19 protein-coding genes and 1 tRNA gene are annotated in these 18,924 nt (G+C 66.5%); 10 read left to right on the forward strand and 10 right to left on the reverse strand.

The features are described from left to right. Positions 1 to 11: 11 nt before the first annotated feature. Positions 12 to 1,568: a Y-family DNA polymerase gene (locus BMY25_RS15805; RefSeq protein ID WP_346432153.1), complete on the reverse strand. Its 1,557-nt coding sequence runs from the start codon at positions 1,566 to 1,568 to the stop codon at positions 12 to 14. Then, positions 1,546 to 2,508 (reverse strand): ImuA family protein, encoded by a 963-nt coding sequence (locus tag BMY25_RS21235; protein WP_238858380.1) that lies wholly within the window; start codon positions 2,506 to 2,508, stop codon positions 1,546 to 1,548. The genes BMY25_RS15805 and BMY25_RS21235 overlap by 23 nt, the downstream gene beginning before the upstream one ends. A 163-nt stretch (positions 2,509 to 2,671) precedes the next feature. On the opposite strand from BMY25_RS21235, the gene BMY25_RS15810 reads away from it, so the two are divergent. Next, complete coding sequence (locus BMY25_RS15810; RefSeq protein ID WP_177176891.1) at positions 2,672 to 4,048, forward strand: GNAT family N-acetyltransferase; 1,377 nt, start codon at positions 2,672 to 2,674, stop codon at positions 4,046 to 4,048. 37 nt (positions 4,049 to 4,085) lie between these two features. Beyond that, on the forward strand, positions 4,086 to 5,312 hold the full coding sequence (locus BMY25_RS15815; protein ID WP_092498297.1) for an argininosuccinate synthase: 1,227 nt from the start codon (positions 4,086 to 4,088) through the stop codon (positions 5,310 to 5,312). Between the two features lie 222 nt (positions 5,313 to 5,534). Here the strand turns inward: BMY25_RS15815 and BMY25_RS15820 are convergent, their stop codons facing one another. Then, positions 5,535 to 5,996 (reverse strand): MarR family winged helix-turn-helix transcriptional regulator, encoded by a 462-nt coding sequence (locus tag BMY25_RS15820; RefSeq protein WP_092498299.1) that lies wholly within the window; start codon positions 5,994 to 5,996, stop codon positions 5,535 to 5,537. Positions 5,997 to 6,533: 537 nt separating this feature from the next. Here BMY25_RS15820 and typA point away from each other — a divergent pair. The 3 genes from typA (at position 6,534) to ppa (ending at position 9,615) form a co-directional block, all read left to right on the forward strand. After that, positions 6,534 to 8,360 (forward strand): translational GTPase TypA, encoded by a 1,827-nt coding sequence (gene typA / locus BMY25_RS15825; RefSeq protein WP_092498301.1) that lies wholly within the window; start codon positions 6,534 to 6,536, stop codon positions 8,358 to 8,360. Between the two features lie 116 nt (positions 8,361 to 8,476). Continuing rightward, positions 8,477 to 8,983, forward strand: a complete 507-nt coding sequence (locus tag BMY25_RS15830) for a GNAT family N-acetyltransferase (RefSeq protein ID WP_092498303.1) — start codon at positions 8,477 to 8,479, stop codon at positions 8,981 to 8,983. A gap of 92 nt (positions 8,984 to 9,075) precedes the next feature. Beyond that, on the forward strand, positions 9,076 to 9,615 hold the full coding sequence (gene ppa / locus BMY25_RS15835) for an inorganic diphosphatase (RefSeq protein WP_092498305.1): 540 nt from the start codon (positions 9,076 to 9,078) through the stop codon (positions 9,613 to 9,615). 6 nt (positions 9,616 to 9,621) lie between these two features. Here the strand turns inward: ppa and BMY25_RS15840 are convergent, their stop codons facing one another. Both BMY25_RS15840 and BMY25_RS15845 read right to left on the reverse strand, forming a co-directional pair. Next, complete coding sequence (locus BMY25_RS15840) at positions 9,622 to 9,945, reverse strand: DUF167 family protein (RefSeq protein ID WP_092498307.1); 324 nt, start codon at positions 9,943 to 9,945, stop codon at positions 9,622 to 9,624. Positions 9,946 to 9,958: 13 nt separating this feature from the next. Further along, positions 9,959 to 10,249, reverse strand: coding sequence for a YggT family protein (locus BMY25_RS15845; RefSeq protein WP_092498309.1), 291 nt, complete (start codon positions 10,247 to 10,249; stop codon positions 9,959 to 9,961). A 215-nt stretch (positions 10,250 to 10,464) separates the two neighbouring features. Between BMY25_RS15845 and BMY25_RS15850 the strand changes: the two genes are divergently transcribed. The 3 genes from BMY25_RS15850 (at position 10,465) to BMY25_RS15860 (ending at position 11,914) form a co-directional block, all read left to right on the forward strand. Next, positions 10,465 to 10,986, forward strand: a complete 522-nt coding sequence (locus tag BMY25_RS15850) for a sigma-70 family RNA polymerase sigma factor (protein ID WP_238858381.1) — start codon at positions 10,465 to 10,467, stop codon at positions 10,984 to 10,986. Next, entirely contained in the window at positions 10,983 to 11,720 is a 738-nt protein-coding gene (locus tag BMY25_RS15855) for an anti-sigma factor (protein WP_143061998.1), read from the forward strand. The genes BMY25_RS15850 and BMY25_RS15855 overlap by 4 nt, the downstream gene beginning before the upstream one ends. 118 nt (positions 11,721 to 11,838) lie before the next feature. Beyond that, positions 11,839 to 11,914, forward strand: a tRNA-Ala gene (locus BMY25_RS15860). Positions 11,915 to 11,981: 67 nt separating this feature from the next. Here the strand turns inward: BMY25_RS15860 and BMY25_RS15865 are convergent. From BMY25_RS15865 to BMY25_RS15880, 4 genes are all read right to left on the reverse strand, one after another. Continuing rightward, entirely contained in the window at positions 11,982 to 13,163 is a 1,182-nt protein-coding gene (locus tag BMY25_RS15865; RefSeq protein ID WP_177176892.1) for a GNAT family N-acetyltransferase, read from the reverse strand. 283 nt (positions 13,164 to 13,446) lie between these two features. Then, entirely contained in the window at positions 13,447 to 14,274 is an 828-nt protein-coding gene (locus BMY25_RS15870; protein ID WP_092498317.1) for a universal stress protein, read from the reverse strand. Positions 14,275 to 14,378: 104 nt separating this feature from the next. Then, complete coding sequence (locus tag BMY25_RS15875; RefSeq protein WP_092498319.1) at positions 14,379 to 15,383, reverse strand: hydroxyacid dehydrogenase; 1,005 nt, start codon at positions 15,381 to 15,383, stop codon at positions 14,379 to 14,381. A gap of 100 nt (positions 15,384 to 15,483) precedes the next feature. Further along, entirely contained in the window at positions 15,484 to 16,470 is a 987-nt protein-coding gene (locus BMY25_RS15880) for a Tim44 domain-containing protein (protein WP_092498321.1), read from the reverse strand. A gap of 243 nt (positions 16,471 to 16,713) precedes the next feature. Here BMY25_RS15880 and BMY25_RS15885 point away from each other — a divergent pair, with 243 nt between their 5' ends. Together BMY25_RS15885 and BMY25_RS15890 are read left to right on the forward strand one after the other, a co-directional pair. Then, a complete protein-coding gene (locus BMY25_RS15885) occupies positions 16,714 to 17,892 on the forward strand; it encodes an L-dopachrome tautomerase-related protein (protein ID WP_092498323.1) in 1,179 nt (392 codons plus the stop codon). Positions 17,893 to 18,036: 144 nt separating this feature from the next. Then, positions 18,037 to 18,351: a hypothetical protein gene (locus BMY25_RS15890; RefSeq protein ID WP_092498325.1), complete on the forward strand. Its 315-nt coding sequence runs from the start codon at positions 18,037 to 18,039 to the stop codon at positions 18,349 to 18,351. Positions 18,352 to 18,424: 73 nt separating this feature from the next. Here the strand turns inward: BMY25_RS15890 and BMY25_RS15895 are convergent, their stop codons facing one another. Continuing rightward, entirely contained in the window at positions 18,425 to 18,781 is a 357-nt protein-coding gene (locus tag BMY25_RS15895) for a hypothetical protein (RefSeq protein WP_143061999.1), read from the reverse strand. Positions 18,782 to 18,924: the final 143 nt, after the last annotated feature.

Consider the following 18,924-nt stretch of genomic DNA (forward strand, 5'->3'; position numbering starts at 1 on the left):
GGGCCTCCCCCTCAGGCGAAGAGCCCGTGCACATACCAGAAGGGCCGGTCGGTCTCGCGGCCGTAAAGGCCCTCGCGGTAAAGCCAGTAGCGGCGGCCCGCCGCATCCTCCACGCGGTAGTAATCGCGCGTCCGCTCGTCGGAGAGCCCGGCGGGCGGGGCCGTCCCGCTCTGCCCCACCAGCCACCATTCCGGGGCGATCCGCTCCGGCCCCTCCGATCGCCTGACCTCGTGCACCGTACGGCGCCAGCGAAAGCGCACGGGCGCGCCTTCCGGCACTTCGGCCATGACCTCCACCGGCTCCGGCCGCTCGAAAAGCCGCAGCGGACGCAAGGCCGGCTCCTCCCGCTCGCCCGACAGGAGGGGCCAGTCGAGGCCACCCTCACCCTCCGCCAGCGCCGCCAGTGGCCTTGCCGCGACCGCCCGCTCCGGCAGATGGCTGTCCAGCGCGACGAACCGCATGACACTTGCCGAACCGAGCCGCGCGCCCAGCCGGTCCACCAGATGGTCGAAGCTCGCCTCCACGCCGCCTTCGCCGGCAAGGTCGATCTGCGCGGGGCCGAGCGGGCCCGTTTCCACGACGGAAAGGCGGATCGTGTCGAAGCCGAAGCCGGGATCGACGCTGTCGCCCAGCGTCGACAGGCGCTCGGCGAAAAGCGCCGTCATCCGGTCCGCTTCCCGCATCGGTCGCGCCGTGCCGAGCGAAATGCGGGCGACGCCGCCATCGACGCGGAACAGCGCCAGTTCCAGAAGCCGCGCGCCCAATGCCTGCCGCTCCAGCGCCTCCGCCAGCGAGCGGCCCAGCGAGCGCACAGTTTCGCGCACGCTGTCCTCCTCGCAGACAGGCTCGGCAAAGCGCCGCTCGGCCGAAAGAGCCGGTGGCGCCAGGCGCGGCGACAGCACCTCGTCCTCATGGCCGAGCGCCTGATCCAGCCGGCGAACGAGATCCAGCCCGAAGCGCGCGGCCAGCGGAGCGCGCGGCTGGCCGACAAGCTGGCCGATCCGCTTAAGGCCGAGCCGGTCCAGGAGACCGTTTTCCGGCTCGCCGATGCGGAGCGCGGCCACGGGAAGACCGGCCAGCGCTTCCCGCTCGCCGCCCGGCAGAACGATGGGTTCGCCGCCTCCATGCGCAACGCCCCAGGCCGCGCCGGCCGTGGAGGCGATCGCCGCCCGCGCCTCGAAGCCCTGCCGGCGGAGCCGCCGCAGGAGATCGGACCGCAGCGCCGTCTCGCCATCCTCCCCCTGCCGGGCAAAGAGATGGGTACAGCCGGAAATATCCAGAAAGAGCCCATGCGGCACATCGAGCGCGACCAGCGGCGTATAGCGATCGCACCAGTCGGCAATCGCCACCAGCGCTTCCCGGTCTGCCGCCTCGTCGATTTCCGCGATCGCCAGATCCGGAACCGCCCCGCGCGCATCGGCCAGCGACATGCCGGGGCGCAGGCCGCGACGCTCCGCTTCCCCGTCGATCACGGCCAGGCGGAAGGCGCCCTTGCTTCGGCTAACGACGGCGCGCGGCGGCGGATTGGCGCCGTTCGCGGAGGCTTCAGGAGGCGCGTTTCCAGCCACCCGGCCTTGCCCGGAAAAGCACTCCCGGCCGTTCCGCTCCAGCCGCAGCAGCCGATCCATCGGCAGACGCGGCAGCCAGAGGCAAAGGATTCGCTGCGGCGTCCGACCGGGCGAGGGAGCCGACGGAGCGGTCGATGGGGAGGGCGAGGCCGGAGAAGTCCTCGGCAAGGGACCGGGTTGCGAAGCGACGCTCATGACCATTCCACTCCACGATGAAGGCGCCAGTGCGCCCCAGTCGGTTCTTTTCCAGATCCAGCCGCCAGGCCGTGCGCCCGACTCCGTTGGCGAGCGCCCCTATCTGGCCGGCGGGCCTTGCCGAAAGCCGCCATCGCGTTTCCGCAGCACTCGGTTCGGCGGGTGAGGCGACGCGAAGCAGGAAGCCCGTGACGCCGGTTTCGCGGGCCCGCAGCGCGGCACGGCGGGTCGCGGTGAGGTCGAGACAGGCCGCGCGGCGCAATTCGCAGACGGCGAAGCTCAGCCCCTTGCAGGCGAGCCCCGCCTCGAAGGCCCAGACGGCATCCACCGGCCGGGCCGCCTCCACCCAGACGATGCGGGCGGGATCGAGCCCCATCGCCGCAAGTCCCGGGCCGTAAAGCGTGCCCGTCTCCCGTCGGCTTTCCGCCGAGCTGACCCAGAGCACGGTGCCGGGAGCGGCCTTTTCGCCTTCTCGGGCAGAAGCCAGAAGCGCCAGCACGAAGCCCGCCGCGGCCGATGCATCGCGGGTCTCGGCCGTGCGGATCTCGTGCAGCGCCGCCCGCGCCAGTCCGCCCTGCAGCAGCGTGTCCAGTTCCGGCACGCCGAGGCTCAACCGATCGGAGGCAAGGCGCGCGGCCGCCGGTCCGGCCGCCATCGTCCCTTTCGCGTCCGCGGGAGCGCCATCCAGAGACAGCTTTTCCGCTTCCGACATCCGGCCTTCCAGCCGGGCAATATCACTGCGCAAGCGGCAAAGCTCCGCCTGCGCCCGAGCGCTGACCGCCATGGCGTCACCTAACTGTTCCCTATTTGTTCACATAGATTCCGAAGCCGTGAAGCAGAGTCAAGGGACGGCATCCAAATCCTGTGCTAAGGGCGAAGAACTGGAGATTCAGGGCAGTGTCCAAAGCATGTTCGAAATCCGCCTTGCCCGAGAGGCAGATTACCCCGCACTCGCTGCCCTGCTGATCGAGGAACAACGGTTCTATCATCTCCCCCAGCCTGCCCGGCAGCATCTCCTGCGCGATCTCGCGGCCCTGCCGGACGGCGTGGAAGCGCTGGTCTGCTTCGACGGCGCGGATCTCGTCGGCGCGGCCTGCTTCAGCGCCGTCTATCCCGGCCCGGGTCTCACGCGCGGCCTGTTCCTGAAGGATCTCTTCGTCGCCGAGCGAGCGCGCGGAAAAGGCGCCGGGCGCCTTCTCATGCAGCAAATGGCGACCCTTGCCGCCGAGCGCGGCTGCACCTTCATCGACTGGACGACGCAGAAGGACAATGAGCCGGCCCGCGCGCTCCATGCGAGCCTCGGCGCCCGAGTCCGTTCTGAAAACATCGCCTATCGCCTGCAGGATCAGGCGCTTCTCGACGCGGCGCGCGGACAGGGTCGCGAGACAATTCCCGGCTCCCGATCCGAGGCACCGGAGCCCGTCAGGGGCTTTCGCCGGCGCATGGCCAGCCGCGTGGTCCGCCAAGGGGCGCGACTTCATTCGATCGGCGCGACCCGGCCGCTCGTCGCCACCCTGTTCGTGACGACGCTGCTGTCGATCCTCTTCATGGCGTGGCCGGCTCTCGACATCGCCGTGGCGCACGCCTTCTACATCCATCAATACGGCTTCAACGGCCCGGCCGTGGAACTCCTGCAGCTGATCCGCCATATCGGCCAATATATCGAGATCGCCGTCCTGGTCGGGCTGCTGCTGCCGCTGCTCCTGAAGCTCCTGCTGCCGCGCACGCGCATGCTGGTGCTGAAGGCGCGCGAGATCTTCTTCGCCGTCGGCGTCTTCCTGATCGGCCCCGGCCTCATCGTGAACGGCATCTTCAAGGATTATTGGGGCCGCGCCCGCCCGCGCGACATCCTGCAGTTCGGCGGCCAGCAGCACTTCTCCCCCGCCTGGTTCTTCTCCAACCAGTGCGACGACAATTGCTCCTTCGTTTCCGGCGAGGGATCCACCGCCTTCTGGATCGTGGTGCTGGTCTTCCTGGTGCCGCCGCGTTGGCGAAAGGCCACGGTGCTCGCCACCACCGGCTTTGCCGCCACGGTCTCCTTCACGCGCATCGCCATGGGCGGCCATTTCCTCAGCGACGTGCTGCTATCCTGGTGCTTCACGCTGGTCGTCATCCTGATGATGAAGCAGTTCGTGCTGGACGGATTGCCCACGAGCTTCGACCGCGCGGTGGAGAACGGCATCGGCCGGGCCGGGCTCGCCCTGCGGCGCGCGCTTGGCGAAGTTCGCCGTCTCGTCGTCAAGCTTTCCGGCTTCGCCTTGCGTCGACACTTCCCCTCACTATAGTGCGCCGCGCATTCAAGTTCCTCCACGGACCTCATCAATGGCGCGCGACATCAAGAAGGTGGTTCTGGCCTATTCCGGCGGCCTCGACACCTCGATTATCCTGAAATGGCTGCAGACAACCTATAATTGCGAGGTGGTGACGTTTACCGCCGACCTCGGCCAGGGCGAGGAACTGGAGCCGGCGCGCCGCAAGGCGGAAATGATGGGCGTCAAGGAAATCTACATCGAGGACGTGCGCGAGGAATTCGTTCGCGATTTCGTCTTCCCGATGTTCCGGATGAACGCCGTCTATGAGGGCGTCTACCTCCTCGGCACCTCCATCGCCCGCCCGCTCATCGCCAAGCGCCTCGTCGAGATCGCCCGCGAAACCGGCGCCGATGCCGTCGCCCATGGTGCGACCGGCAAGGGCAACGACCAGGTCCGCTTCGAGCTCTCCGCCTATGCGCTGAACCCCGACATCAAGGTGATCGCGCCCTGGCGGGAATGGGAGTTCAAGTCGCGCACGGACCTGCTGGACTTTGCCGAGAAGAACCAGATCCCGGTCGCCAAGGACAAGCGCGGAGAGGCGCCGTTCTCCGTCGACGCTAACCTCCTGCACTCCTCCTCCGAGGGCAAGGTGCTGGAAGATCCGGCGCAGGAGCCGCCTCCCTATGTGTTCCAGCGCAGCGTTTCCCCCGAGGAAGCGCCGGACAAGGCGACCACCATCGAGATCGGCTTCCGCAAGGGCGACGCCGTCTCGCTGAACGGCAAGGATCTGAGCCCGGCGACGCTCCTGGCAGCGCTCAACGATCTCGGCCGTGACAACGGCATCGGCCGCCTCGACCTCGTGGAAAACCGCTTCGTCGGCATGAAGAGCCGCGGCATCTACGAGACGCCCGGCGGCACGATCCTGCACACGGCGCACCGCGCGATCGAGTCCATCACGCTGGACCGCGAAGCCATGCACCTCAAGGACTCGCTGATGCCGCGCTATGCGGAGCTGGTCTATTACGGCTTCTGGTTCTCGCCGGAACGCGAGATGCTGCAGGCGCTGGTCGACCGCAGCCAGGAGAACGTCGAGGGCACCGTCCGGCTGAAGCTCTACAAGGGCAACGTCACGGTGATCGGCCGCGAAAGCGACATGTCGCTTTATTCCGATGCGCTCGTCACCTTCGAGGACGACCGGGGCGCCTACGACCAGCGCGACGCGGCGGGCTTCATCCGCCTCAACGCGCTGCGCCTGCGCACGCTCGCCATGCGCGACCGCCTTACCCGCAAGGACTGAGCGAAAGCTTCGATATAGTCGCGACGGGTCGCCCTATGGCGGCCCTTTTTTTTCGCCTCGCGCGGAGAAGCGGAAAGTCAGGCTGGAGCAGAATACGGCCGACCGGGAAGCCTTGGCGCGTGCGCCGCTTCCATGTCCGCGCCGCGCCCAACCGCCGGTCAACATCTCCAGACACGATTGAGCGGGCGGCTACCGCCCTGCCCCTCCCCAAAGGGAAGACTGTCAGAGGACGATGTCGCGCCCCTCATTGCCGAGATTGGAGCGCATAACGTTCAGCACCCGATGCAGCAGGCCGATCTCGTCCTCGCTGAGGCCGTTGGTCGCCTGCTGGCGCACGGTGCCCGCCGTTTCCCGGATCTGTTCCAAGAGGCTGTCCGCCTTCTCGGTCGTCGTCACGATCTTGGCGCGCCGGTCGTCCGGATCGGTCATGCGCGTGATCAGGTCGCGCTGCTCCAGCCGGTCCAGGAACCCGGAAAGCGTCATCGGCTCAACCAGCATCTTCTCAGCCAGCACCGCCTGACGCACCCCGCCGAGCAGCGAGACATAGAAAAGCGTGCGGGATTCGCCGGACGTCAGGCCCCTTCCTTCCGCCAGAAGGGCACGCTCGAAATGCTGCCTGAACAGGCGCGCGACTTCCGAGACCAGGAAACCGGTCGTTTCCGAATTCGATGAACTGAGGACCATTTTTATCCAGCTTTACGGCGGGCTAGGGTTGGCTTTCAGCTTTCCAGTGTCAATACGGCGCAGCCATGACGAGATGGTTCTCCCACTCACAACTGTGCGAGTCTGTCGCTTTTTCTGTCCTGAAAAGCCTTCCAGGACGATTTTTCCGCGCCCTTTCCGCTTCTATTAGGACGTCAGCATGCTTCAGGTTCTCCGAACCGACGGGCCGTTGTGCTCGCCCTGCGTCGAGCGCAGCATCCCGGCTCGGGATCCCCGATCGGAGCCACGCCGCTGTGTGGCGCGGTGCTGATCCGACCGGCAGGAAGAAGATCGCGGCGGCCGCAAGTCATTCCCGCAGATTTCGACAGAAGACGAAGCAGTTCGAGGTGGCCATCCTTCGAACGCAACCCCGTCCTGCGGTTTTTTGCCTTGATATTCGCGTCTGCGTGAACATATCAACCATCAGGCACGCGCGACGGATCGCATCGGCAGGATAGGCTCTATCTTGCAGCGCAAAAATCCGTTACGTGGGTGCAACCTCCAAAACCTGGACCATCTATGACCGCGACTCTCCGCAACGTCGCCATCATCGCGCACGTCGATCATGGCAAGACTACACTGATCGACGTGCTCCTGCGCTCGTCCGGTTCGTTCCGCACCGGGCAGCAGGTGGCGGAACGCGCCATGGACTCCAACGATCTGGAACGCGAGCGCGGCATCACGATCCTGGCGAAGGTGACTTCGCTGGTCTGGAACGACGCCCGCATCAACATCGTCGACACGCCCGGACACGCCGACTTCGGCGGTGAGGTCGAGCGCATCCTGAACATGGTGGACGGCGCCATCCTGCTGGTCGACGCCGCCGAAGGCCCGATGCCGCAGACGAAGTTCGTGCTCTCCAAGGCGCTCGCCATCGGATTGAAGCCGATCGTCGTGATCAACAAGATCGACAAGCCCGACGCCCGTCCCGATTTCGTGCTGGACGCCGTGTTCGACCTCTTCGCCGCGCTGGACGCCACCGAAGAGCAGCTCGACTTTCCTGTCATGTACGGCTCCGCCAAGCAGGGCTGGATGTCGGACAGCCCGGACGGCTCGCAGGAAAGCATCGGCCCGCTTCTCGACAAGGTGCTGGAACACGTTCCCGCCCCCGAGGTCGAGGAGGGCCCGTTCCGCCTGCTCGCCACCACGCTCGACGCCGATCCGTTCCTGGGCCGCATCCTGACCGGCCGCGTTCGTTCCGGCACAGTGAAGCCCGGCCAGAGCGTCAAGGCCCTGTCGCGCGAAGGCGACGTGGTGGAAAGCTTCCGCATTTCCAAGGTGCTGGCTTTCCGCGGCCTGGAGCGTCAGCCGGTCGATTCCGGCGAAGCAGGCGACATCGTCTCGCTGGCCGGCATGACGGAAGCGACCGTCTCCAATACGATCTGCGATCCCTCGATCACCGAGCCGATGTTCGCGCAGCCGATCGACCCGCCCACGCTGTCCATGACCTTCCGCATCAATGACGGCCCGCTGGCCGGCACCGAAGGCGACAAGGTGCAGAGCCGCGTCATCCGTGACCGTCTGATGCGCGAGGCCGAAGGCAACGTTGCCCTCCGCGTCACCGATTCCGACGACAAGGACGCCTACGAGGTCGCCGGTCGCGGCGAACTCCAGCTCGGCATCCTGATCGAGAACATGCGCCGCGAGGGCTTCGAACTCACCATCGGCAAGCCGCGCGTCGTGTTCCGCACGGGTCCGGACGGCGAGCGTCTGGAGCCGATCGAGGAAGTGATCGTCGACGTCGACGACGAGCATACCGGCGCCGTCATCGAGAAGCTCGCGTCCCGCAAGGGCGAGATGCTGGAAATGCGTCCGTCCGGCGGCGGCCGCACCCGGCTTCGCTTCAACGTGCCGACCCGTGGCCTCATCGGCTACCAGCCGGAGCTCCTCTCCGACACCCGCGGCACCGCGATCATGAACCGCGTGTTCCACGCCTACGAGCCGCATCGCGGCGATATCGTCGGCCGGCGCACGGGCGTCCTGCTCTCCATCGGCCAGGGCGATGCCGTCGCCTTCGCGCTCTTCAACCTGCAGGACCGCGGCTCGATGATCGTCAGCCCCGGCGACAAGGTCTATACCGGCATGATCGTCGGCGAGCACACCCGCGGCAACGACCTCGAGGTCAACGTGCTGAAGGGCAAGCAGCTTACCAACATGCGCGCGTCCGGCAAGGACGAGGCGATCGCCCTGGTTCCGCCGATGCGGCTCAGCCTGGAGCGGGCGCTGTCCTATATCTCCGACGACGAGCTGGTCGAAGTGACGCCGAAGTCGATCCGCCTGCGCAAGGCGATCCTCGACCCCAACGACCGCAAGAAGGCGGAGCGCTCCAAGGCCAGCGCCGCCTGACCTGCCTGACAGCGAGGGCCCGCTCCGGCGGGCTCTCCGCATCGTGATGATCCATCAGGGCTACGCCCGGTTTCCTCCCCTTTCCAAAGGAGGGAACCGGGCGTAGCCTTTTGTGCATGACAGCTCTTGCCGTCGACTTCCGCTTCGCTCGCGCCTCGGACGCCGCCGACCTGGCGGATGTCTATGCCGAAGCCTGGCGGGAAGCCTATTCCGGCATCATCCCCTCCGTCACCTTGCAGCGGATGATCGCGGGACGCGGCGCGCCCTGGTGGCGGCAGGCGATGAAGCACCGCAACGTCGTCGTCGTGGAAGCGAGCGGAAAGGTCGTGGGCTACGCGACCTTCAGCGCGGCGCGCACCGCCGTGCAGGTGCCCACGGCCGAGATCCACGAGCTTTATCTGCACCCCCTCTATCAGGGCATCGGCATCGGGGGTCGCTTCTTCGCCGCGCTCCTGAAGACGCTCGGTGCCCGGGGTTTCAGGCGCACGGTGCTTCGCGCGTTGGCCGACAACGATCGCGCCCGCGATTTCTACACCCGCCGCGGCGGCGCGGTTTTCGCCCGCAGCGACGACCCGCTCGGCCCGGTCAGGCTCCCCTGCCTCTGGTTTCAGTTTCCGCTTTAGAAACAATTCGTCTTTGCCTGGCAGATTCGAACATTGCGCGGGGGCATCTGCATGTTCTAGCTTCCGCGTTATACGGTGAAGGATGCATGTAGATGCGTATTGAGGCGATTCCGATCGGGAAGAATCCTCCGGAAGATATCAACGTCATCATCGAAGTTCCCGTTGGCGGCGAACCGATCAAGTACGAGATGGACAAGGAATCCGGGGCCCTGTTCGTCGACAGGTTCCTCTATACGCCGATGCGGTATCCCGCGAATTACGGCTTTGTTCCCCATACCTTATCCGACGATGGCGACCCCATCGACGTTCTCGTGACCTCCACCCGCGCGCTCGTGCCGGGCTGCGTGATCAACTGCCGTCCGATCGGCGTCCTCATGATGGAGGATGAATCCGGCGGCGACGAGAAGATCCTCGCGGTTCCCGCCCCGAAGATGACGCGGCGCTACGAGAAGATCCACAGCTACCAGGATCTCCCGGAGATCACGCTGGAGCAGATCGAGCACTTCTTCACCCACTACAAGGACCTTGAAAGGGGCAAGTGGGTCAAGATCGTCCGTTGGGGCGATGTCGGCGAAGCCAAGAAGCTGATCGTCGAATCGATCGACCGCTACAAGCAAGATAAGGGCGCCTGAGCGCCCTCATTCCGTCCTGAGACGAAGCCTGTCGAGCCTGGCGATCAGCTCGGCAGGCTCCCCTTCCACCAGCACGGCCTTGAGCCGGCTGGTACTGCCGGAGGCCAGCGATACCGCGCCTTTGGGAACGTCAAGTCTTTCCGCCACCAGCGCCAGCAGTGACTTGTTCGCCGCGCCCTTTTCAGGCACCGCCCGCACCCGCGCCTGCAGCACGGCCCTGCCGTCAGACAAGACCTGCACGCCCTCGATCGCATCCCGGCTGCTGCGCGGCGTCAGCCGCACCGAGAGCTGAAGCCCGGACGGCCGGATCTCCCAGGCGTCCCAGGCCAAGACCGGCTCTCCGTCAGAAAGCGTAGGGATAGATGTAGTAGGCGATGATCTGCTGGATCAGGAAGATCAGCAGCAGCAGAATGACGGGCGAAATATCGAGCCCGCCGAACACCGGCACCACGCGGCGGATCGGCCGCAGCACCGGCTCCGTCATCTGGTAGAGCGCGCGGCCGATATTGGCGACGACGGGGCTACGCGGATTGACGACGTTGAACGCATAGAGCCAGGAAAAGATCGCGCTGCCGATGACGACCCATGTGTAGAGACGAAGCGCCAGCAGGATGACGTCGAGCAGCGCGCGCATGGATTGTCCTTCAACCGGGGCCTTGAGCGTCCCATGTAGAGGCAGAAAGCCGGCGATACAAGCTTGCGGCCATTGCGTTGGCCCGGACGGCGTGACGTGCTAGGAATGTTCGACGCAATCGGCGGCCGGATCATGGATCGAACTTCCTCTTTCCTCATTCTCACCGGCAACCTACGCCCGTTCGATTGCCAATGACCCCTTCTCCAGACCTCCAAATGCTGCTGGAAGCCACCGCGCGTGGCGAGCACTCCGCGTTTCGTGATCTCTACGATGCTACGTCGTCAAAACTTTTCGGCGTCGTGCTCCGTATCGTGAGAGATCGGGCACTCGCGGAGGATGTCTTGCAGGAGACGTATCTCAAGGTATGGCAGAAGGCGGATGTCTTCTCCCCGGCGGCCGGCGCCCCCCTCACCTGGCTTTGCACGATCGCGCGCAACCGCGCGATCGACAGGGTACGGGCGAGCGACTACACGCGCAGGACCACCGGACTCGACGGCTCGAACGACGTGTTCGCCACGCTCGCCGATCCCGCGCAGACCGATCCCGTCATGCTGGAAACGTTGCGCCTATGCCTTTCCCGGCTGGAAAGCGAAGCACGCGAATGCGTGGTGCTCGCTTATTGCTCCGGCTTTTCGCGTGAAGAACTGGCCGAGCGCTTCGCCCGTCCGGTCGGGACCATAAAGACCGTGCTGCACCGGAGCCTGAAACTGCTGTTCGGATGTCTGGAAAACGGATGAACGAAGAGCTCGAACAACTCGCCGGCGAATATGTGATCGGGACCCTGCCGGGTGCCGAGCGGCAGGCTTTCGCCGCGCGGCTGGGCACCGACGCCGACGCGCGCGACGCCGTGCAGCGCTGGGAGCGCCGCCTGGCGCCGCTCGCCGCGCTGGTGCCGGAATCCACCCCGCCCGCGACGCTCTGGGCGGCAATCAGCAGCCGCGTCGGCCAGCCGGCGGCAGGCGGCACGGTCGTCTCCTTCGATCAGGCGGTGGAGGAATTGCGTGATCGCTATCGCCGCCGCCTCGCCTTCTGGCGGCGCGCCACTATCGGCTCTGGCGCCATTGCGGCAGGTCTCGCCGGTCTTCTGGTGATCAACCTTTCCCTGCTCCGCCCGCCGCCCGCTCCGGCCGCCGCGCGCTATGTGGCGGTCGTGAACTCCACTGGTGAAGAGCCCGCGCTGATCGTGGAGGCCGATACCGGCACCGGCCAGATCCGGGTGCGCAGCGTCACCGCCGCCATCCCGTCCGGCAAGAGCCTGGAGCTCTGGCATATCGAGGGTAGCTCCGCCCCGCGCTCCATGGGCGTGATCCAGACCGGCGACCAGCCGCAGGTCATGCCGATGCCCGTGAGCTTTCAGCAAGGGGCTGGGCAGAACCTCTTCGCCGTCAGCGTGGAGCCCACCGGCGGTTCGCCCACCGGCGCCCCGACGGGACCGGTGGTCTACAAGGGTACGCTGATCCGGACGGAATAACGGGGGAGTGGACAGGCTGCTTGCTTGGCGCGGGATCCGCGCAAAGCCGCTTGACACTCCGCCGTCGCCCACCCTAAATGCCGCTCGCCTGACGGAGTGCTTCGCGCCTTCGAGGATGGGGGCCGTAGCTCAGATGGGAGAGCGCTGCAATCGCACTGCAGAGGTCAGGGGTTCGATTCCCCTCGGCTCCACCAGCCTTCCCCCAGGCTTTCATGTCATCGAAGTCCCTGATGGGACTGTTTCCTGCATTCCCGTCCGGCTTCAGTCTTCACTTGGCTGAACGGTTGGCGGTGTTCGCCCGGCGTTTGCCGGAATGATCCGTCCCGCGCGTGAGGCAAGCCAGGCGCGGCCTGCCGAGACGTTGTGCCGGAGAAGCTCGGCCGTGGCGCTCGCCTGCGCTTCTTTCAGCCGGCAGAACAGCTTTCCCTTCGGGGAGACCGGGACCAGCGTATCGAAGACATCGCAGTTCCGGTTGGCGAACCGCTGCTTATAGTCCTGCCCGCCCCAGAGAAAATCGAAGTTGAGGGACCTCTCGCACGCCCAGGCCAGCGTATGCCTGTGCAGCAGGCTGCCCGGCGTGTAGGCGAGGAACTCCGTGTCGTAGGCGGGGTGGAGAAACAGGATCCCTCCATCGTCGACGAGGCTGAGGTGGACGGCAAGGATCCGCTCCCCGAGCTTCAGCGTGAAAGCCTTCACCGCGCCGTCCCCCAGCCTGCCCTGAACCGCTCGCAGGAACTCCGGATAGCCCGTCATCTGCATCCAGGCCGCGGGGGCCTGCCTCCGGCGCGCCAGCCAGTCGCGCTTCGTGAGGAGAAGCCAGGAGAACAGCTCGGCGATCGCCTCAGGGTGGGACTCCACGGAAAAACTGACCGGGCCAAGCTCTTGCAGCCTCCGTTGTCGCCGGTCGATATGGCCCCGGAAGCTCTTTCCGCGCGAGCGCCAGTAGGTCGCGAAATCCGGGAATTCGTTCCAGTCCACATAAGGGGCCGGCTCGGTCTGGCGCGGCCGGGCTCCGTCGGACTGAAGCGCATGGCCAAGCAGCGATCCGCTCCGCACATGCTCCAGCAGAACGAGATCGGCTGAGCAGGTCTTGCGGAGATGCGCCCAGGCGAGTTCAGCGAGCTGAGCCCGGTCGGGTCCGCCATCAACGAGCATCTCGGGGTAGTCGCCCGGCGACCCGAGCTGCCGCGCGACGCTCCAGAAGCGATGATACGGCACGATCGCGAAAGGCCAGGCCAGCACGAGGCGGTCCGCCCGGCGCAGGACAAGGCAGCAGAGGCGCGCACCGGCGGGCCCGAACATGGTCTCCCACGCGGTCCAGCACCAGTTGAAGCTCTGGTAGATCCCCGCTCCCGGCGCGCGACGAAAAAGGTCGTCCCACTCCGCCTGCAGTGCCGCGAGGCGCCGCGGCTCGCGGATCACATCGAAGATGGATCGCTCCATCCGGCCCTCCCTCATGCGCCGCTCTCCCGGCGAGTGCCGGTGTCTCGCCTCTGCGGACGAATGCGGGTCACAACCGGAGAGTAACGAAGGTCTTTCACCGCCGAAATATTACAACTTGAGTAGATCTATCGGCAAAGGACGGAGGCGGGCCACGCGGTGCCCGACCAAAGGACAGGCGGCGGCGACAAGGAGCCACGCCCCCCGCTGGGAAACGCCCTTTCGGAGGATGCATGGGCCGACCATCGAGCGGCCGCCAGTGACCGCCAGTGGCGGCCGGCTCTCCTTACCGGCTGAAGAAGACCGGGCGGGTCGTGCGGTCGATGAGCCCTTGGGTGACGCCGCCGAGCGCCCATTCCCTGAGGCGGCTGTGGCCGTACGCGCCGGTCACCACCATGCTCGCCCCGCAATCCCCGGCGACGTTCAGGATCGTATCGGCCACGGCCTCGCGCGTCCGTGTTTCCACCCGGATGGCCGCGTTCACGTCGTGCCCCTGCAAACGATCGCGCACGGCGCGGATACCGTGCGACGCCTGTCCGTTATGGCCGGCTTCGCGCACCTCCAGCAGGACCACCTCCTCGGCCCGCCGCAGGAACGGCAGGGCGTCGGCAAGGGCGCGGCGCGCCTCGCGCGAGTCCTTCCAGGCGACGAGCACCCTGCGGCAATCGACGGAATCCTGTTCTTCCGGCAGGAAGAGCACGGGGACGCCGGCTTCCATGATGAGATCGGCCACCGGAGCGACAAATGCGTTGGCGTTGCCCTGCCCCGGCCGACTGGTGACGATGAGGTCGGCGCCCCGCGCGTTCATGATCACGGAGCGGGAGGGTAAGTCGACCCCGCCCATCCAGCGCACGCCACGGTCCACGGTGCCGGTGAGATGGTGGAAGCGGTGTTCGGCCCGTTCCAGGTCCCTGTCGATCTGTACCTTCAGCGCGCCGAGGATATCCGGATCGATATAGCCGTAAGCGGCCGAGATCCCGGGCGGCTGGAACTGCTCGGCTCCGACCCCGATCAGCGCGGCGTCGCATTGGCGGGCGAGATCGGCGGCGGCCAGGATGCGCGCCTCCGCGCTGCTGGAGGAATCCACGGGTACGAGGATGGTTTTGAATGACATTGCGGGCACCGCTCCCTTTTCCCGAACCGGTATAAAGGAAAGAGACGCCCGATCCTTGATCCAACGCAAGAGTTTCGGGCGGGGAAGCCCGCCCTGAACTGCTTCTAGCGGCGCGAAACGACGTTCTGCGGCTTGCCCGATCCGAAGGCCAGGATGTTGGCGATCGATGTCGCCACGATGCGGCTCACGGCTTCCCGCGTGTTGTAGGCGCTGTGCGGCGTCACGATGACATTGGGGAAGCGCAGCAAGGCATGGTTGGCGACCAGCGTGCGGTAGTCGCTTTCCTTGCCCGCGCCGCGGAAGATCTGCGCCTCGTCGCGCAGCAGCGGCTCTTCCGGCAGCACGTCCAGCCCGGCGGCACCGATATGACCGTCATTGAGGGCACGCACGAGCGCGGCGGAATCGACGATGTTGCCGCGCGCCGTATTGATGAGGATCGCCCCCTCCTTCATGCTGGCGAACTCCGCATCCGACAGCAGCGGCGCGGAATCGCGCGTGGCCGGCACATGCAGGCTGATGACGTCGGCGACGCGCAGAAGCTCGGGAAGATCGATATAGCGGAAGCCCAGCGCCTCGGCCGCCTGCGGGTTCGGGAACATGTCGAAGGCCACGATGTTCATGCCGAATCCCCGGGCGATCTCGATCACCCGCCGGCCGATGCGCCCGGTGCCCACCACGCCGAACGTCTTGCCGTTCAGCTCGAAGCCGGGCGTGTCCACGCTCATGAAGTCGCCCCGGCGGGTGCGGGTCACCGCTTCCACCAGGCTGCGGCTGCAGCCGAGAAGCAGCGCGAAGACGTGCTCGGCCACCGTATGATCGCCGTAGTCCGGCACGTTGGAAACCGTGATCCCGTGCTCTGCGCAATAGCCGAGGTCGACATGGTCGAAGCCCGTGGAGCGGGTGGCGATCATCCGAAGCCCGGGCATGGACTTCAGGGTTTCCGCACCGAGATCGGAATAAACGAAGCTGGAGACGATCTCTGCATCGGCATATCGCGCAGCCGCCTCGGGGGTGAACCGCTCGCCGGTCAGCACGACCTCATAGCGGCCCCGGAGCTTTTCGAATTCCGGACGCTCCCATTCGGCCGCTTCCGCAAAGACGATCTTCATTCCACTCAACCTTCCATGCTCGCCAAACGAAACGGCGGCCTCGCCCGAAAGCGAAGCCGCCGCATTGATCTCCGTCAGTCCCTCACCGTCACCCGGGCAGTCAGCCCTGCTGGATGGCCGACAGCAGCCAGCGTCCGCCATGGGCGCGGCGGAAGGTCCAGAGCTCCGTCGCCTCGCTCGGATTGGTTTCCACGATGCGACCGGTGTTGCGGTCCTCCATCACGTCGCGCAGGCCGAAGCGCATGGCGACCGTGGCATATTCCTGCGCGCCTTCCTGCCAGGCCTCCGCAGGATCGCCCTGCAGGAGCTTCACGTCGGTGATGCGGTTGACGATGCCCTGGCTGTTGTTGGCGGCGAGCTCGTCGGCGAATTCGGAGAGCATCTCCGGCGTAAGCAGCGCACGCAGACCGTTCAGATCCTCGCGGCCATAGGCGGTCTGCACGTCCACCAGCAGCTTCTCGAACGTATCGAGATCCGCCTGGCCGATGGCGATCGGCTGGCCGGCATCGACCGTCTGGGCCCCGGCATTCGGACCGGTCCCGCCAAAGCGGCCGGAGCCGCCGCCGATGCCGCCGAAACCGGGAAAGCCGAAGCGGCTGCCGGCACCGTTGCCGTTGCCGGATGCCGGTGAGGCGCGGTCGGCAAAGGCGGGCTGCGAGCGGCGGCCGAAGAAACCCATTGCCCAGCGCACCACCAGGAAGATCAGGCCGAACTGCAGGAGCAGGCCAAAGATCGAACCCATGCCGCCGATGCCGCCGAAGAAGCCATGCCCGAAGAGCGCGCCGAAGAGACCCGCACCCAGCATGCCCGCGAAAAGGCCGCCCATGAAGCCGGGGCGTCCGAACATGCCGGGGCGCGCCGTATTGGTGCCGAATGTCCCGCGCTGATCGTAATTCGGGCGCTGCGTCATCGAGCGGTCGAGCGGCGAAACGTTGGGCGCCGTCCGGGTCGACGGCGGCATGCTCCAGGTGCGACCGCCCCGGCTGCCGAAGCTTCCGCCACGTCCGGCGCGGGCGTCCGCGGCGGTTGAAAGGGCAAGCGAAGCGGCCAGCGCCAGGGCAACCAGACCGACTTTCGTGCGAGACATGTGCAAGTGTTCCTCTCTCCGTCGCGGGCGTGCGCCCGATGCCCCTTCCCGAGGGTCCCAACGCATGTGGGGACGACGGCGCCCTGAGACAATATGCAGCGGGCGGATAATCGAGGATAGCCGGCCGGCAGTTCCCGGTGGGGCTCCGCGTGGCAACGCACGGCACCGTCCGTTCCCTACCCCCGCTCCGCTGGAACCAGAAAGCCGGGCGATGGTTGCCCTGCCGCTTCCAGGAGACGATCCATGCAGCACGCTCCCCGCCGCCGACTTCTGCTCGCCACCGCGGTTCTGGCCCTCGTCGCCTTGGGTCCCGGGCTGGGCCTCGGACTCGCCTCAAGCCCGGCCAGCGCCGCCGACGCGGAGAATGGCACGAAGCCTGCGGCCATGGATTATTCCAAGGGCGGCAAGCTCGATCTCGTCGCCAGTTGGCCGGACCGGCAGATCACCGGTGTCACCGTGGCGGGTGACGGACGCATTTTCGTGAACCTGCCCCGCTGGAACAAGGACGTGCCGATCTCGGTCGCGGAGCTGAAGCCCGACGGCGAATTGCAGCCTTATCCAGATGCCGACTGGAACGGCTGGCGCAACACCAGGCACCTTTCGCCCAAGGATCACTTCGTCTGCGTCCAGAGCGTCGTCGCCGATCGGCACGGCAGTCTCTGGGTTGTCGATCCCGCCGCGCCCGGCATGAGCGGCCCCGTCAAGGGCGGCCCCAAGCTGGTGAAGATCGACCTGAAGACCAACAAGGTGTCCCGCACCTACCCCATCGACGATGCCGTCGCGCCTCCCGGCAGCTACCTCAACGACATCAGGTTCAGCCCGGACGGCGGCTGGGCCTATCTGACGGATTCCGGCATAAAGGGTGCGCTGGTCGTCGTGGACCTGAAGAGTGGCGATGCGCGCCGCGTGCTGGATGGGGATCCGAGCACGCAGGCGGACCAGAGCCTCGTGCCGAAGGTCGACGGCCACGAACTGCGCCGACCCGATGGCCGCACCCTGCAATCCGCCGCCGACGGCATCGCGCTGTCGCCGGACGGCGAGACGATTTACTGGCAGGCGCTGACCGGCAAGACGCTGTATTCGATCCCGACCGGCGTCTTGCGCGACGCGTCGCTGAAGCCTTCTGTCGTCGCCGACAAGGTCAGGAAAGTGGGGACGACGCATCCCGCGGATGGCCTGTGGATCGACGGCGCGGGCAAGCTCTATGTCAGCAATCCCGCGGCGAACTCGGTGGAAATGGGTGAGCCCGGCGGCGACCTGAAGGTGCTGGTACAGGACGATCGCCTGCGCTGGCCGGATACCTTCTCGCAGGCGCCCGACGGCACGATCTACATCAGCGGCTCGCACATCCAGGACAGCCCCTGGTTCAAGCCGGATGCGAAAGCCACGCCGTCCGAGCTCTGGAAGATCAGCCCAAAGTAAACCGCGCCTTAACCAAGCGGAAGAAACCCGGAAAGAGCTTCGATCCCGCTACAATCCCGTCACCGGTCCGCCCAAATCGACTTCTAGCGTGCAGATGACGGTGCTCCTGACCAAGCAGAGGGGCGACCGTTTAGGGAGAAATCCATGAAGATCGTTGGACTTGGCTTGGCCACCGCACTTCTCGCCGGTCTGGTCGCTGTTCAGCCGGCGGCTGCCGGTACGATGCCGCAGAGCCCTGCCCTCTCGCAGCCCTCGCATGTCGCGACCGACGTGCAGTGGGACGGCGGCTGGCACCCTCATCACGGCTATTACGGCCCGCGCTACGGCTATCCGCCGCCCCCGCCGCCCCCGCGTTATGGCTACGGCTGGCATCGTCCGGGCCCGCGCTGCTGGGTGGAGTCCCACCGGACCTGGCGCCACGGCCACCCCGTCATCTACAGCGTTCGCCGCTGCGACTGAAGATAAGGGCGGGACGGCATAACCGTCCCGCCCTTCGTGTCTGAGGCCTCTCCGGCGAGCGCCCCGCTCCCGCTCAGGAGCCGGACTTGCCCTGCGTCGTGCTTCCCGTGCCGGGCTGCGTATTCTGCAGGCTCTGGTCGCCAGGAACGGCAGTTCCGGTCGCGGCATTCGGCACGGCCGTGTTCAGGCTGCCCGGCGCGCCCTTGGCAGGATCGTCGGAGTGACTGCCGCTCCCGGCGTTCGTCTCGCCGGGATTCTGTACGGCCTTCGTGCCGGGGTTGGCGTCGGTCGGACAAGCCGCCGCGTTGCTCGCGTTGGGGCAGTCGGTGGCCGAAGTGCCGCCAGCAGATTGCGCCTGGGCGACGCCGATGGCCGAAGCCGCCAGCCAGGCGGCGAGCCCGGCTCCAATCATCAGTGATCTGATCCTCATCCCGTTCTCCTCAGCTTCCGCTTTGACCTGTTCCCTCAATGCGCGAGCGGCACCGGGGGTTCAACGGACGCGCCGAGACGCATCGAACGCCGATATGCCGGAAAAATGTTGCCCGGCTACATTTTCATGCATCCTATCCGCCG

The sequence above is a fragment of the Faunimonas pinastri genome, assembly GCF_900110915.1.
GTDB lineage: Bacteria > Pseudomonadota > Alphaproteobacteria > Rhizobiales > Afifellaceae > Faunimonas > Faunimonas pinastri.